The following is a 14740-nucleotide window of genomic DNA, read 5'->3' as shown; positions in this document are numbered from 1 at the left end:
CGGCCCTCGTAGTAGTGGGTGCGGCTGAGGAACACCAGCAGGTGCTGGTCGACGCCACCGTCGACGCCCGGCACGCGGATCGACCGGATCTTGCCGGAGTGGCCGGCGACGGCCGACGCGGCAAAGCCGGGCAGGTCGGTCACGTCGATCTCGGTGGTGTTCGCACCGCCCGACCCGTCGAGCGCGTCAGCGGCGGGCAACCACCCCGAGCCGAGCACGAGCGCGACGTCGTGGCGCGCCACGCCCGTCAGCTCGGCCAGGCGGGCGGCGGCCGCATCGGCCAGGGAGTACGGCGAGGTCGACTCGGTCACGGACGCGACTCTAGCCGTCACCAAGCGGCAGCGAGGAGTTCCGGGACGTACCCGTGGCGGACCCGCTGCGGGTGGTTGCCCACGGGCAGGTAGGCCACCTCCTCCATCGTGTCCGTGGAGAGCACTGCGACGGCGTCGTCGTCCGAGAGGGACACCCAACAGGTGTCGTTGAGGCCCTCGGTCGACCAGTACGGCTTGCCGTAGTGGTGGCCGGTGGTGGTCTCGTCGAAGTACGTCGCCTCGCCGGTCCCGGAGTCGATGAGCGCGGCGTAGTCGTCCATCGTTCCCGCGGCGCAGAGGGTCTCGCCGTCGGCGCTGATCGCCAGGCCGTGGTGGGCGGAGTCGTTGACGTACTGCTCGAGCAGCATGTTGGGGACGCGGTTCTCGAGCTGGACGACGTCGACGACGGCCCCGGTCGTGGGCTCGGTCTCGCCGCCGAGGGTGTAGTCCATCGTCCCGTTCAGGTCTGCTGCCTGGGTGTCGAAGACGACGTACCCGTGGAGGAACGACACCTGGAGGTAGAGGAAACGGCCGTCCGGGTGGACCGCCACGGGGCGCACCGCACTGCTCATGCCCGGGTGGCCGGCCTCGGCGAGCTCGTGGCCGATGTCCCAGCGTTCGAGGACCTCGAAGTCGTCGGTGGCGACGTACTGCAGCCAGCGGTCCGACTTCACGGCGCCGTCTAGGACATCCCAGGGCAGCTTGCCCAGGACGGGCACGAGACCGCCGAGCCCGAACTTGTTGAGCGGGAGGCCCAGGAGCGTGCCGTCGCTGGGGTTCACGTCGTCGACGGGCGTGTACACCCGGCCGATGGAGGCATGCAGGATCCGCTCGCCGTCCTTGGTGTAGTTGCTCTCGTGCGGCGTCTCGCCGGACGGGAAGACCCGCATCCGGTCACCCATCTTGACGGACTTGCCGTCGACGGTCTCGTTGACCATCGAGTACTCGATGACCTGGCGCTTGGTGGAGTCCGAGACGAGCAGCCGGCGGCCGTCGTTGGAGATCTGCATGTGGTCGGTGCGGTACCCGTCCATCTGCTGCTCGCGCACGATCGAGTCGGTGCGACCCGCGGTGGCCTTGGCGATGTCGATCCAGACGACGTCGGCGAAGCTGGGCCGCGAGACGGCGAGGTACTTGCCGTCCCTCGTCGTGAACATGTCGTCGACGTACTGGTCGTGGCCCTGGCCCGGACCCGCGTTGATGGCGAGGTAGAAGACCGTCGCGACCGGGTTGAGCAGGATCGACTGCTTCTCCTGGGCCTTGTCCGGGACCAGGTTCACGCCCCGCTTGAGGACCTCGAGGGAGTGGGCGTCCACGATGCTCGCAGTGCCGTCCCAGTTGTTGCCGACCCACATCACCTCACGCAGCTCGGGCGCAGGATCCGCCGAGGTGGCCGGCGCCGTCGGCTGGAGACTCAGGACGAGGCCGGTGACGGCGACCGCTGCCGTCGCGATTCGCAAGCGCATGAACATGACAACGATTCACGTTCTGCGGGGTCACGCCCGTCAGAGGCCGGTGGAGCGGCACGCCCGCCGGCGCAGGGCGTTCACGTAGTCGGCCGGAGCGTCGGCCGCCTCGGCGGCGTTCGAGAGCACCCCGAGGTACGACGCCGAGGGCAGGCCGCCCTCATAGGCGTCCAGGACGTAGGTCCACGCCACGACCTCACCGACCATGGTCGCGATCCGGACCTTCGTGCGTCGGTACAGGCCGGAGTCCGCGGACTCCCAGCGGTCGAGGTTCGGTTCGTCGAGCGGGCTGACGTCGTACACGGCGACGAAGACCTGCTCGGACGGGTCCTGCACGATCGTGGCCAGGGAGCCGTCCCAGCCGTGTTCCTCGCCGCCGAACGTGAGCCGCCACCCGCTGAGCCACCCGGTGGTCTGCAGGGGGGAGTGGGGGCACCGCTCGCCCATGCGGGCGGGGTCGAGGTTGGTGCCGTAGGCGGCGTACGACGTCACGGGCGACAGGCTAGTGCCTGCCCCTCCCGTGACGTCGCCGCCGACACGTCAGCTGCCGGTGTAGAGCAGGTGGTTGGCCGGGGTGGCCGCCGAGCAGATGATCAGCAGGACGCAGGTGCGCGCCGTGCCGGAGATCTTGCCCTTGGTGGTGGCCGCGACGATCGCGGAGTTCACGGTCGCGGGCGAGGCGGTCGGGTGGGTGGACAGGTAGAGCGCGGCGGCCGCGGCGACGTGCGGTGACGCCATCGACGTACCGCTGATCGTGCTCGTGCCGTTGTTCAACCACGCCGACGTGATGTCGACGCCGGGTGCGAACAGGTCGACGCAGGTGCCACGGTTCGAGAAGGAGGCACGCGCGTCGTTGCGGTCGCTCGCGGCGACGGTCAGGGCCTCGGCGACCCGGGCCGGGGAGACGCCACAGGAGTCGGAGTTCTCGTTGCCGGCGGCCAGGGCCATCGTCACGCCGTCGGCGATCACGCGACGGACGGCAGCGTCGAGGGTGCTGGAGGCGCCGCCACCGAGACTCATGTTGGCCACGGCCGGCTGGCCGGCCTGGTGGTTGGCGACGACCCAGTCGAGGCCGGCGATGACGGCCGACGTCGCACCCGAACCGTTGCAGTCGAGGACCCGGACGCCGATCAGCTTCGCCTGCTTGGCGAGGCCGTAGGAGCTGCCGCCGATGGTGCCGGAGACGTGCGTGCCGTGACCGTTGCAGTCGGTGGCGTTGGCGTCACCGTCGATCGCGTCGGTGCCGTGGACCGCGCGGCCGCCGAAGTCGGGGTGGGTGGTGAGGATGCCGGTGTCGATGACGTAGGCGTCGACGCCCGAGCCGGTGCTGTTGTAGGCGTACGAGTTGTTCAGCGGCAGGTTGCGCTGGTCGACGCGGTCCAGGCCCCAGCTCGGGGTCGGTGTCTGGGTGTCGCTGATCCGCATCGTGCGGTCCAGCTCGACCGACTGGATCCGGGCGTCACCGCGGAGCACGGTGAGGAGGGTGTCGGTCAGCGTGGCCGCGAAGCCGTTCAGCACGTTCTGGTAGACGTGCGTGACCTGGCCGCCCTTCTTGGCGACGAGAGCATCGGCCGTGGCCCGGGCGTCCGCCGTGGGCTTCAGGGTGACGATGACGTCGAGCAGGCCGGCGGACTGGGCCCCGAGGGGTCGGGCGCTGACCGGAGCGGCCTGTGCGGCCGGCAGGGGGATCTGCGTGAGCGTCGCGAGGGCGAGCGCACAGGCAGCGATGATTCCGAGAATCCGAGACATGCGGAGCAGCTCCTTGCTGGACGGTGAGCGGCCCCATGCCGCCCGACCGGAGGGTAGGCGGAACTCTGCCCTGAACGTGATGACGGACACAAGGGTGGGGCCTACTAGGCTGGGCGCGTGACCCACTTCGATGTCCTCGTCCTTGGTGCTGGCCCCGGGGGCTACGTCGCCGCAATCCGCGCGTCGCAGCTCGGCAAGTCCGTTGCTGTCATCGAGAAGAAGTATTGGGGCGGTGTGTGCCTCAACGTCGGCTGCATCCCGTCCAAGGCGCTGCTCAAGAACGCCGAGCTCGCCCACACGCTCACCCACGAGAAGGCCAAGTACGGCATCGAGGGTGACGCGACGATGTCCTACGGCCCGACCCACGCGCGCTCCCGCCAGGTGAGCGCCGGGATCGTCAAGGGCGTCCACTTCCTTATGAAGAAGAACAAGATCACCGAGATCGACGGCTGGGGCACCCTCACCGGCCCGAAGGCCGTCTCGGTGGCGCTCAACGACGGCTCGACCGCCGAGTACACCTGCGACAACCTGATCATCGCCACCGGCGCGACCGTGCGTTCGGTCCCCGGCGTCGAGGTCAACGGCAAGAACATCGTGACCTACGAGGAGCAGATCCTCGACGAGAACATCCCCTCCTCGATGATCATCGGCGGCTCGGGCGCGATCGGTGTCGAGTTCGCCTACGTGATGAAGAACTTCGGTGTCGACGTCACGATCGTGGAGTTCCTCGACCGGATGGTGCCGACCGAGGACGCCGACGTGTCCAAGGAGCTCGCCCGTCACTACAAGAAGCTCGGCGTGAAGGTGCTGACCTCGACCGCCGTCAAGGGCGTCGAGGACACCGGCTCGGGCGTGAAGGTCCGCATCGCTCCTGCCGCCGGGGGCGAGGAGACGGTCATCGAGGCCGACAAGTTCCTCGCCGCGTTCGGCTTCGCGCCGCGCCTGGAGGGCTACGGCCTGGAGAGCACCGGCGTCGCACTCACCGAGCGGGGCGCCATCGCGGTCGACGAGTACTGCCGCACCAACGTCGACGGCGTCTACGCCATCGGCGACGTCACCGCGAAGATGATGCTCGCCCACGTCGCCGACGCCATGGCGATGGTGGCCGCCGAGACGATCGCGGGCGCCGAGACGATGCCGGTCGACTACGACTTCATCCCGCGGGCGACGTACTGCCAGCCGCAGATCGGCTCCTTCGGCTACAGCGAGCAGCAGGCCAAGGACAAGGGGTACGACGTCAAGACCGCCACCTTCCCGTTCTCGGCCAACGGCAAGGCCCAGGGCCTGGGCGAGGGAGTCGGCTTCGTGAAGATCGTCGCGGACGCCGAGTACAACGAGATCCTCGGCGCCCACATGATCGGCCCCGACGTGACCGAGCTGCTGCCTGCGCTCACGCTCGCCCAGAAGTGGGACCTGACCGCGGACGAGGTCGGTCGCAACGTCTTCGCCCACCCGACGCTCTCCGAGGCGGTCAAGGAGGCGATCCACGGGATCGCCGGCCACATGATCCACCTCTGAGCCGGGTCCAGCCATGACCCGCGTCGTGATCGTCGGTGGAGGCCCTGGCGGCTACGAGTCCGCGCTGGTCGCGGCCCAGTTGGGCGCCGAGGTCGTGGTCATCGACTCCGACGGCATCGGTGGCTCGGCGGTGCTCACCGACTGTGTCCCGAGCAAGACGCTGATCGCGACGGCCGAGGTGATGACCGACTTCATCGAGGCCGGCGAGCTCGGCATCGAGGTCGATCACCCGACGGTGGACCTGCGCCGGGTCAATGATCGGGTCAAGGCCCTCGCGCAGGCGCAGTCCGCCGACATCGAGGGTCGGCTCGCCCGCGAGGGCGTGACCGTGGTCCACGGTCGCGGTCGTCTCGACGGTCCTGCGAAGGTGATCGCAACACTCGACGACGGCTCCGAGCAGTCGTACGACGCCGGGGCGATCCTGGTCGCAACGGGCGCCGCGCCGCGCGTGCTCCCGACGGCCCAGCCCGATGGTGAGCGGATCCTGACCTGGGAGCAGGTCTACGACCTCGACACCGTTCCGGAACACATGATCGTGGTCGGGTCGGGTGTCACCGGGGCGGAGTTCGCCAGCGCCTACCAGGCACTCGGCATCCCCGTCACCCTCGTCTCCTCCCGGGAACGCGTGCTTCCGGGCGAGGACCCCGATGCCGCCCAGGTGTTGGAGGACGTCTCGACGCGGCGCGGGATGACGGTGCTCGGCCAGTCCCGGATGCAGTCGGTGACCCGGTCAGGGGACGTCGTCACGGTGACGCTCGCCGATGGTCGTGAGGTCACCGGGTCGCACTGCATCCTGGCGCTCGGTTCTGTTCCGAACACGGCCGGACTCGGGCTGGAGGAAGCCGGCGTCATCCTCGACGACGGGGGCTTCATCAAGGTCGACCGGGTCTCGCGGACCGCCGCGCGCGGCGTCTACGCCGCCGGTGACTGCACCGGCGTCTTCATGCTCGCTTCCGTTGCCGCGATGCAGGGCCGGATCGCGATGGCCCACTTCCTGGGCGACGCGGTCAAGCCGCTCGACCTCTCCGTGGTCTCCTCGAACGTCTTCACCGCCCCCGAGATCGCGACGGTCGGTGTCACGCAGAAGCAGGTCGACGCCGGCGAGGTGCTCGCCGAGGTGGTGATGCAACCGCTGGCCACCAACGCCCGCGCGAAGATGCAGGGCATCACCGACGGCTTCGTGAAGCTGTTCGTCGCGCCGGGGTCGCGCAACCTGCTCGGCGGCGTGGTCGTCGGGCCGCGGGCCTCGGAACTGATCCACCCGGTCGCGCTCGCTGTCACCGAACGACTCACCGCCGACCAGCTGGCCCACACCTTCACGGTCTACCCGTCGATCAGCGGCTCCGTCGCGGAAGCTGCCCGCCGCCTGCACCAGGCGTGAGACCTGCGAGAATGCGGGCATGCGCGTGCACCTCGGCTGCGACCATGCCGGCCTCGAGCTCAAGTCCCACCTGACCGGCTGGCTCGTCGAGCACGGCTACGAGCCCGTCGACCACGGCCCGTTCGTCTACGACGCCGTCGACGACTACCCGGTCTTCTGCCTGCGGGCTGCTGAGGGCGTCGTCGCCGACCGCGACGCCGGCCTCGACAGCCTCGGCGTCGTCATCGGCGGCTCGGGCAACGGTGAGCAGATCGCCGCGAACAAGGTGAAGGGCATCCGCGCAGCGCTCGCCTGGTCCGAGGAGACCGCCGCCCTGGCGCGCGAGCACAACGACGCGTGGGTCGTTGCTGTCGGCGGCCGGATGCACACGCTGGACGAGATGACCCGCCTCGTCGAGGTCTTCCTCTCCACCCCGTTCCCCGGCGACGAGCGGCACGCACGCCGCATCGGCCAGCTGGCGTCGTACGAGACCACTGGCGAGCTGCCGCCCCTCCCGGAGTCCGCCCTGGGGCTCGGGCAGGGCGATGCCTGAGGGGCACACCCTCCACCGCCTGGCTGATCGCATCACCGAGGTCTTCGGGGGCCACGCCGTGCAGGTGGGGAGCCCGCAGGGCCGCTTCGCCGACGGCGCCGCACGAGTCGACGGCAGCCGCCTGCTCGATGCCGACGCGTGGGGCAAGCAGCTCTTCATCCGGTTCGAGGCGGACCGCCTGGTGCGCGTCCACCTCGGGCTCTACGGCACCTTCGAGGTGTACGACGATGCGGACGCCGTGCCGCTCCCGGTCGGTCAGGTGCGGCTGCGTCTCGTCCGCCCTGCCAGCGACGAGACGCCGCCGGCGTACGCCGACCTCCGCGGCGCCACCACCTGCGCCCTGGTCACCCCCGAGGAACGGGACGCCGTGCTCTCCCGCATCGGCCCCGACCCCCTCCGCGCGGATGCCGACCCGGACCGCGCGTGGGCGCGGATCGGCCGCAGCACCGCACCGATCGGCACCCTGCTGATGGACCAGGCGGTCCTCGCCGGTGTCGGCAACGTCTACCGCGCAGAGGTGCTGTTCCGCCACCGGATCCACCCGCTGCGCCCCGGTCGCACTCTTCGGGTCTCGCAGTGGCGGGCGATCTGGGAGGATCTGGTCGTGCTCATGCAGGAGGGTGTGGTCACCGGACGGATCGACACCGTCCGGGGCGAGCACCTGCCCGAGGCCATGGGCCGCCCGCCGCGGGTCGACGACCACGGCGGCGAGGTCTACGTCTATCGCCGTACCGGACAGGCCTGTCACGTCTGCGGCAGCGCGGTGCGTTCCGACGTCCTTGCCGGGCGCAACCTGTTCTGGTGCGCTCGCTGTCAGCCGGCCTTCCGCTCCCGGGCGGCGCGATGATCGGGGCGGGGCGTCGCTGGGCGGTCTCGGACGCCGGCATCGCCTTCGTGCTCGCCGCGGTCTCCGTGGGTGTCGTCGCCGGCATTGCGTGGCGCCCGATGGACGTACCGATGAACGCGGCCTTCCTGCCGCTGGTCCTGGGTGTCCTGCTGCTCAGCAGTCGGGCACTGCCCGTGTTCGCCGCCTTCATCCTGGTGACGCTGTCGGGCGCAGCGTTCCTCCAGCCCGTCTGGACCACCCGCATGGTGGTGGCGCTGGTCGTGATGTACAGCATCACGGTCGTGGTGATCGTCGTGTCGGCCCGACGCAGCCAGCTCGGTGTCGGACCGACCCGCGGGGAGACGATGCTCGTCGACCTGCGGGACCGGATCCTCGCCCAGGGCGAGATCCCCACCCTGCCGCCGCGCTGGCTGGTCCAGTCGGCGCTGTCGTCGGCCGGCGGTTCGCCCTTCGCCGGTGACTTCGTGGTGGCCACCACCCGCGCCCACGGCGGACAGATCGAGCTCGTCGTCGTCGACGTCTCGGGCAAGGGTGAGGCGGCGGGAACCCGGGCGCTCCAACTGTCGGGGGCGATGGGCGGCCTGGTCGGCGCGCTGCCGCCGGACCGCTTCCTCCCGGCCGCCAACGACTACCTCCTCCAGCGCCACTGGGAGGAGGGGTTCGCCACGGCCATCCACGTGTCCATCGACCTGGAGTCCGGTGTGTTCGAGCTGCGCTGCGCGGGACACCCGCCGGCCGTCCAGCGCCACGCCGGCTCGGGTCGCTGGCAGGTGCTGCGGGCGGAAGGCCCGGTCCTCGGCATCGTCGAGGACGTCGACTACGACTGCTACGCCGGTCGTCTCGACCCGGGCGACAGCCTGCTCCTCTACACCGACGGGATGGTCGAGGAGCCGCGCAAGGACATCGAGCTCGGTATCGACCGGATGATGGGCACGGCCGAGGGCCTGCTGCGCCACACCTGGGACGGCCTGGCGGACCGGCTGGTCGACGCGGTGGGTTCACCCGACGACGACCGCGCGCTGCTCGTCGTCCACCGCCGTCCCTGAGTCCCGCTGTGGGGCGTCGTCCACGAGGGCGCCTCGGTTGGGGCCAGCACCCGGCAATGTGGCACCATGACTACCGCTTGCGGGAGCTCTCCTGCACGCGGGGATGTAGCTCAATGGTAGAGCCTCAGTCTTCCAAACTGATTACGCGGGTTCGATTCCCGTCATCCCCTCGAAGTGCGGCCGAGAAGGGCCACCGACGGGGCGTAGCGTAGTGGCTAGCGCGCCTGCTTTGGGAGCAGGAGACCGCAGGTTCGAGTCCTGTCGCCCCGACTGATCATCCCGATCGCACCAGCGGGCACCTGCCCGTGCACCACCCACTGACCAAGTAGGAGAACACCTGTGAAGAGCGCCGTCGAGACCTTGAGCCCGACCCGGGCCAAGCTGACCGTCGAGGTGCCCTTCGAGGAGCTCAAGCCGAGCCTCGACGCGGCCTACCAGAAGATCGCCAAGCAGATCAACGTCCCCGGCTTCCGCCGTGGCAAGGTCCCGCCGCAGGTCATCGACCGCCAGGTCGGCCGCGCGGTCGTCCTCGACGAGGCCGTCAACGACGTGCTCCCGAAGGCCTACATGGAGGCCCTGACCGAGAACTCCCTGACGCCGCTGGCGCAGCCGGACATCGAGGTCACGAAGTTCGAGGACAACGAAGGCCTCGAGTTCACCGCCGAGGTCGACGTCAAGCCCGAGATCACCCTTCCGTCGTACGACGGCCTCAGCGCCAAGGTCGAGGACCTCGCGGTCTCCGACGACGACGTCACCGAGCAGGTCGACGCGCTGCGTGAGCGCTTCGCCACCCTGATCGACGTCGAGCGTGCCGCGAAGACGGGCGACTTCGTCGTCATCGACCTCGTGGCAACCCGCGACGGCGAGGTCGTCGACGGCGCCGAGATCGCCGGCTTCTCCTACAAGGTCGGCAACGGCGGCATGATCGACGGTCTCGACGAGGCCCTCGAGGGTGCGGCCATCGACGAGGAGAAGACCTTCACGACGCAGCTCGTCAGCGGCGACCTGGTCGGCCAGGACGTCGAGGTCAAGGTCAAGGTCACCGGCGTGCAGGAGCAGGAGCTCCCCGAGCTGGACGACGACTTCGCGCAGGAGGCCTCGGAGTTCGACACGCTCGCCGAGCTCCGCGAGGACGTCCGTGAGCGCCTGACCCGCGGCAAGCGCCTCGAGCAGGCCGCCGCCGCTCGCGACGCCGTCCTCGAGTCCCTGCTCGAGCAGGTCGAGGTCCCGCTGCCCGAGACGATGGTCACCGAGGAGCTCAACGCTCGTCGCGAGAACCTCGAGCAGCAGCTCGTCATGTCCGGCCTCACCCTTGAGAAGTACCTCGAGGAGGAGGGCCAGACCCAGGAAGAGTTCGAGGCCGACCTCGACCGTCGCGTGCGCGACGCCGTGGCCGCCCAGTTCCTGCTCGACGAGATCGCCGACAAGGAGGAGATGGGCGTCGACCAGGCCGAGCTGACGCAGCACATGCTCCGTCGTGCGCAGCAGTCCGGCCAGGACCCGCAGGAGTTCGTGAACCACATGTTCGAGCACAACCACGTGCCGGACCTGGTCCAGGAGATCCGCCGCGGCAAGGCCCTGCAGCTCCTCGTCGAGGGCGCGACCGTCACCGACGGCTCGGGCAACACGGTCGAGCTGAAGAACCTGCGCGGCGACGGCACCATCGGTGAGGACGAGCCCGAGGTCGCTGACCACGTGGTCGTCGACGCCGAGGACGCCGAGCCCGCCGTGGACCCCGCCGTCGAGCCGGCCGTGGACCCCACGCAGGCCTGATCCCTGGTCCGCAGGACGAACGTCACTACCGCCTTCAGTGCACAACTGTGCACTGAAGGCGGTAGTCTTTTTCCATGCAGCAGGAACCGAGCGTCGTGGACGCCCTCGCGCTGGCCGCCTCGGTGGTCGACGACCTCCTCGTCGCGACCGCACGCGACACGCACACGGCGATCGCCAGGCGCGCCCACGGAGCCGTTCGCCTCGGCGTCGGACCGGCCGCCGTGCCGGCCGAGACCCTGCACCTCGGCATCGCTGCCCTCGTGTACGGCGCCATCGGACTGTCGTTCCGTGGCGCCGGCGCCGGCCTGTCGCGCCTGCCGGCGGGCATCGGTCCGGCGCTCGACACCTCCTCGCGCGGCCGCTTCGTGCGCGCCGCCATCAACGGCCTGATCGGCGAGGAGCTCACCCGTGACCACCCCCAGCTCGCGATCGAGATGGGCGTCCGCCACGAGGGTCGTGACGTCGTACTCACGCCGGACGGGGTGGCCTCGGCCTTCCCCGACGCCACGGGCCAGCTCGTCGTGTTCCTGCACGGCCTCTGCGAGAACGAGGCGTACTGGAACTACCACCGCGACCGCACCGGTACGACGTACGGCGAGCACGTCGCAGAGAACGGCTGGACGCCCGTCTACCTGCGGGCCAACACGGGCCTGCCGCTGCGGGAGAACGGCGTCGCGATGGCCGCGTTGCTGCAGCGCCTGGTCGACAGCTGGCCGACCGAGGTCACCCGTGTCGCCCTGGTCGGACACTCACTCGGCGGGCTGATCATGCGCGCCTCGTCGGCCGTGGTCGCCGAGGGCAACGCACCGGCTGCCTGGACCGACCTGGTCAGTGACGTGATCACGCTCGGGACGCCCCACCTCGGCTCCTGGTTCGCTGTCAGCGCCGACCGGGCCAGCCGGACGCTGGCGCGCGCGCCGGAGGTGGCCGCCTTCGGGAGGATCATCGACCGCCAGGCACCCGGGATCCGTGACCTCATCGAAGGGCTCGCCGAGGACGTGCCGCCGCTGCCGCACGCCCGTTACCGACTGGTCTCGGCGACCCTCGCGCGGACCCCGCAGCATCCCCTCTCGCGAGCGATCGGCGACCTGCTGGTGACGCCGCACTCGGCGACCGGGCGCGACAAGCGCAAGGGGACCAATCTCTTCCCGGGTGCCGACGTGCTGCGTCTGCCGAACACCGACCACTTCGACCTGCTCAACCACCCCGACGTCTACCCGGCGCTCGACCGCTGGTTGTGCACGCCGGTCCTGGCCTGATCGCTGATGACCCACCTGGGCCAGTCCGGCTGAGCGGCGCTACTCACGACAACGGCCCGCGGGATGGCGAGGCTGGGTCCATGACCCAGAGCCACGTCGCCGCGCCCGTCTCGTCCCGATCCGACTCTCGCCGATCAGCGGTGGTCATCAGCGCCATCGCCCTCTCGATCGGGGTCACCGAGCTGCTGGGTGCCGCTCTCATGTGGTACCTCACCGCAACGGATCCCTCGGACGATCCGCTGGTCGGACTGGGTTACCTGGTTGCCCTGGCTGTCGGTGCGCCGGGGGTGGTCGGCGTCGTTCTCGGTGGCCTCGGGTGGGCGCTGGCGGATCGGGCGGCCGGGCTGGTGCTGGGCATCCTTGGGGTCGTCGCCACGGCCGGCCCGTTGGTGCTGTTCCTGGGTTTCGCGTTCCCGGCCATCTAGGCGCAGCTCAGTTGTTGCGGTCGTCGGGCTCGTTCTTGTCGGTGTTCAGGTCCGGGTCGCCGCTGTGCTGGAGTCGTTTCGCCCAGCAGTCGCCCAGGCCCCACCCCTCGTCCTGGCACCAGCGCAGGACGGGCCGGCTCGTGGCCTCGGACTGGCCGCTCAGCGTGACCCAGTAGTCCCGGCTCGACGGCCCGAAGCTCCCGGACCAGTCGTTGCTGTAGACCAGGAGCGAGTCCGGGTAGCGCGCCCGGTGCTGCAGGTGCAGGGCGAGGATGTCGTCGTAGGAGTCGTAGACCTTCCCGTCGTCGGCCGTCCCCGGCTTCTTGGACGACAACTGAGCCGTCCAGCTCGTGCCGAGCGCGTCGACCGCGCCGGCGTCCTCGTCGGCGATCCGTTGCAGTGCCTCGAGGGCCGTCTCGTCGCGGTCCTCGTCGGTCGACTCGTCCGGGGCGCCGTCGGCCGTCGTCGGGTCGTCGGGGTCGGCGCCGTACGACGGATCGCTCGGCACCGCACCCTCGGTGTTGTCCGGACCCGGCTCGCACGGCACCTCGATCACCTTGCCGGTGCCGCCGTCCTCCTGGATCGCCTGCTCGAACCGGGTCTCGGGCACCTGGGTGTTCTCGAACGGATACACCAGCTCGAGGTCCTCGCCCTCCTCCGGAATCCAGTACGGCTCCTCGCTGAAGTCGAAGTAGCCCGACGCGTACGCGTAGCCGCCGACCACGAACGGAACACTCAGCTGGCTGTGGTTGAGCCACTGGCCGCCGTCACAGGTGGCCTTCACTGTGTAGGTGATCGCCACTCCGCCGAACCTCGTCGTCGACGCGGTCGGGACGAACTCGGGTGGCGCGCCGCATGCGGTCACGTAGGCGGTGTCGCCGTCGCGCTGGTCGCTGTCGGCCTGGCGGGTCGACGGAAAGTCCGTCAGGACGAAGAACCCGTAGGAGCCGACCGCGACGATGGAGTCCCCGGCCAGGTACAGCGAGTCGTAGGACCCCGGCAGCGATCGGGTCCAGGCCAGGTCGCCGGTGGCGGCGTCGTAGGCGCGCACCTCGCCTTCCTGCATCGTCACGATCGCGTCCCTTGTGCGGACGGTGGGTGCGTTGACCTCGGGAAGGTGGACGAGGGTCTTGCCGGTCTCGCCGTCGAGCAGGTTGCCGCTGGTGCGTTCCAGCGTCTCGTCGTAGGAGGAGTCCTCGACGAGCACGTTGCGCCGATCCAGCGTCCATCGCCAGTCGAACTCGGAGCCCTGGTCGTCGTACCCGGCGAGGTCCTCGCGCTTCCAGACGTACTCGCCGCTCGAGAGATCGAACAGTCCGGAACCGATGCCGAGGCGACCCTCGGCCACGTAGTTGCCCGCCGCGCCGCCGTACCAGGGGTCATCCGCAGACCTGAGTACCTCCCGACCGGATCCGTCGGTGATCTGGACGGTCCCGTCATCGATCCAGCGCAGCGTGTACCCGTCCTCGCTGGTGACGGTGTTCCAGTCGCGGCTGGAGTCGTAGGAGGTGACCCTGCGGGCGCGGTGGTCGATCTCCCACTGGAGGGGGCCGTGATAGGCCGACAGGCGTCCGCCCTGGAATTCGATCCACGGACCGTAGTCGTACTCGTCGCCGTCGGCCGGGCGCGCGTCCCGGTCGAGGAGCTGCAGTTCCCAGGCCTCGCGGAGGGTGTCCGCGTCGAAGGTCCGGAGCGTGACCGAATGGCCCTCGGCGTCGCCCGGCGTCGAGTGGACGACATACAACAGGCCGTTGTCCAGCACCATCGACAACCAGGTCGTGTCGACCGCTGCCGTCGCGGTGACCTTGCCCTTGGCCGGGTCGATGCGCACCAGTTCGCCGTGGCCGTCGTCGTTGGTGGTGACACTGCAGTAGAGGTGATCCGCGTCGGGCAGGAAGCAGGCTGAGCCGTACGACGCCAGGTCGTGGGTCCAGCGGACGTCTCCGCTGTCCCGGTCGACGCCGACCAGCTGGGCAGGCGCGTCCTCGTCCTCGCGGCCGGTCTGGAACACGAAGGTCTCGGGGAAGGAGAGGACCGTGTCGGTGTTGCTGACCCCGTCCGGGCTCATCGAACCGATCGAGGAGTCCGACGTCACATCGGTCGGGGAGAACTCCCAGGTCCGGCCGGGTTCGCCGAGCACCGACACGCCGTTGTCGATGGACGCGGGCATCACGTTCAGGCCGCCGGCGCGGTCGGCGCTGGGGCCGTTGTCGTCGTCGCCACGGTTGAGCAGCCACACGGTCAGGCCGCCCGTGATGATCGCGAGGACCAGGATCCCGACCCCGACCAGCACGCCCGTACGACGCCGCGGGGACCTCGGACGCTGTGGTCCAAGGGGAGGAGCCAGGGGAGGCGCCAGGGGAGGCGGCGGGGGAGGCGGCGCCACCGCCCAGGCCGGCGTCGTCACGGCGGAGGCCGGCGCGGCCATGGGGG

12 protein-coding genes, 2 tRNA genes and 1 pseudogene are annotated in these 14740 nt (G+C 70.0%); 10 read left to right on the top strand and 5 right to left on the bottom strand.

What is annotated here, in order from left to right; translation table 11 throughout:
* From ACOADB_RS09270 to ACOADB_RS09255, 4 genes and pseudogenes are all read right to left on the bottom strand, one after another.
* Window positions 1-311: pseudogene (locus ACOADB_RS09270) on the bottom strand (hypothetical protein); the annotation flags it as partial.
* Between the two features lie 17 nt (window positions 312-328).
* Window positions 329-1777, bottom strand: coding sequence for a serine/threonine protein kinase (locus tag ACOADB_RS09265; protein ID WP_378597670.1), 1449 nt, complete (start codon window positions 1775-1777; stop codon window positions 329-331).
* Window positions 1778-1816: 39 nt separating this feature from the next.
* Window positions 1817-2269: a gamma-glutamylcyclotransferase family protein gene (locus tag ACOADB_RS09260; RefSeq protein WP_378597669.1), complete on the bottom strand. Its 453-nt coding sequence runs from the start codon at window positions 2267-2269 to the stop codon at window positions 1817-1819.
* A gap of 48 nt (window positions 2270-2317) precedes the next feature.
* Entirely contained in the window at window positions 2318-3526 is a 1209-nt protein-coding gene (locus ACOADB_RS09255) for a S8 family peptidase (protein WP_378597668.1), read from the bottom strand.
* Between the two features lie 117 nt (window positions 3527-3643).
* Here ACOADB_RS09255 and lpdA point away from each other — a divergent pair, with 117 nt between their 5' ends.
* The 10 genes from lpdA to ACOADB_RS09205 all read left to right on the top strand — a co-directional run bounded on the left by lpdA (window position 3644) and on the right by ACOADB_RS09205 (window position 12307).
* Complete coding sequence (gene lpdA, locus ACOADB_RS09250; RefSeq protein ID WP_378597667.1) at window positions 3644-5044, top strand: dihydrolipoyl dehydrogenase; 1401 nt, start codon at window positions 3644-3646, stop codon at window positions 5042-5044.
* Between the two features lie 13 nt (window positions 5045-5057).
* A complete protein-coding gene (locus ACOADB_RS09245; protein ID WP_378597666.1) occupies window positions 5058-6425 on the top strand; it encodes an NAD(P)H-quinone dehydrogenase in 1368 nt (455 codons plus the stop codon).
* A 19-nt stretch (window positions 6426-6444) separates the two neighbouring features.
* Window positions 6445-6957, top strand: coding sequence for a ribose-5-phosphate isomerase (locus ACOADB_RS09240; protein ID WP_378597665.1), 513 nt, complete (start codon window positions 6445-6447; stop codon window positions 6955-6957).
* Window positions 6950-7804 (top strand): Fpg/Nei family DNA glycosylase, encoded by an 855-nt coding sequence (locus tag ACOADB_RS09235; RefSeq protein ID WP_378597664.1) that lies wholly within the window; start codon window positions 6950-6952, stop codon window positions 7802-7804. The genes ACOADB_RS09240 and ACOADB_RS09235 overlap by 8 nt, the downstream gene beginning before the upstream one ends.
* Window positions 7759-8850 (top strand): PP2C family protein-serine/threonine phosphatase, encoded by a 1092-nt coding sequence (locus tag ACOADB_RS09230; RefSeq protein WP_378597663.1) that lies wholly within the window; start codon window positions 7759-7761, stop codon window positions 8848-8850. Before ACOADB_RS09235 ends, ACOADB_RS09230 begins: the two co-directional genes overlap by 46 nt.
* A 99-nt stretch (window positions 8851-8949) precedes the next feature.
* Window positions 8950-9020: transfer RNA gene (locus ACOADB_RS09225), tRNA-Gly, on the top strand.
* Window positions 9021-9047: 27 nt separating this feature from the next.
* Window positions 9048-9120 (top strand) — tRNA-Pro (locus ACOADB_RS09220).
* 69 nt (window positions 9121-9189) lie between these two features.
* Window positions 9190-10623, top strand: coding sequence for a trigger factor (tig, locus tag ACOADB_RS09215; protein ID WP_378597662.1), 1434 nt, complete (start codon window positions 9190-9192; stop codon window positions 10621-10623).
* Between the two features lie 74 nt (window positions 10624-10697).
* Window positions 10698-11882 carry a lipase family alpha/beta hydrolase gene (locus ACOADB_RS09210; RefSeq protein WP_378597661.1) on the top strand — a complete coding sequence of 395 codons (1185 nt, stop codon included), beginning with the start codon at window positions 10698-10700 and terminating at the stop codon, window positions 11880-11882.
* An 80-nt stretch (window positions 11883-11962) separates the two neighbouring features.
* Window positions 11963-12307 (top strand): hypothetical protein, encoded by a 345-nt coding sequence (locus ACOADB_RS09205; RefSeq protein WP_378597660.1) that lies wholly within the window; start codon window positions 11963-11965, stop codon window positions 12305-12307.
* A gap of 7 nt (window positions 12308-12314) precedes the next feature.
* Here the strand turns inward: ACOADB_RS09205 and ACOADB_RS09200 are convergent.
* On the bottom strand, window positions 12315-14740 hold a 2426-nt coding region (locus ACOADB_RS09200; protein ID WP_378597659.1), incomplete at its 5' end, for a PQQ-binding-like beta-propeller repeat protein.

This window comes from Nocardioides sp. CPCC 206348 (assembly GCF_048654705.1).
Lineage (GTDB): Bacteria > Actinomycetota > Actinomycetes > Propionibacteriales > Nocardioidaceae > Nocardioides.
Note: the sequence above shows the minus strand (reverse complement) of the source record. Positions and strands in the feature narration are given on the sequence as shown.

Excerpts from the sequence above, each read along its gene's own strand:
- ACOADB_RS09265 (WP_378597670.1), bottom strand. The coding sequence starts at position 1,777 with ATGCGCTTGCGAATCGCGACGGCAGCGGTCGCCGTCACCGGCCTCGTC.
- ACOADB_RS09255 (WP_378597668.1), bottom strand. The coding sequence starts at position 3,526 with ATGTCTCGGATTCTCGGAATCATCGCTGCCTGTGCGCTCGCCCTCGCG.
- ACOADB_RS09245 (WP_378597666.1), top strand. The coding sequence starts at position 5,058 with ATGACCCGCGTCGTGATCGTCGGTGGAGGCCCTGGCGGCTACGAGTCC.
- ACOADB_RS09240 (WP_378597665.1), top strand. The coding sequence starts at position 6,445 with ATGCGCGTGCACCTCGGCTGCGACCATGCCGGCCTCGAGCTCAAGTCC.
- ACOADB_RS09235 (WP_378597664.1), top strand. The coding sequence starts at position 6,950 with ATGCCTGAGGGGCACACCCTCCACCGCCTGGCTGATCGCATCACCGAG.
- ACOADB_RS09210 (WP_378597661.1), top strand. The coding sequence starts at position 10,698 with ATGCAGCAGGAACCGAGCGTCGTGGACGCCCTCGCGCTGGCCGCCTCG.
- ACOADB_RS09205 (WP_378597660.1), top strand. The coding sequence starts at position 11,963 with ATGACCCAGAGCCACGTCGCCGCGCCCGTCTCGTCCCGATCCGACTCT.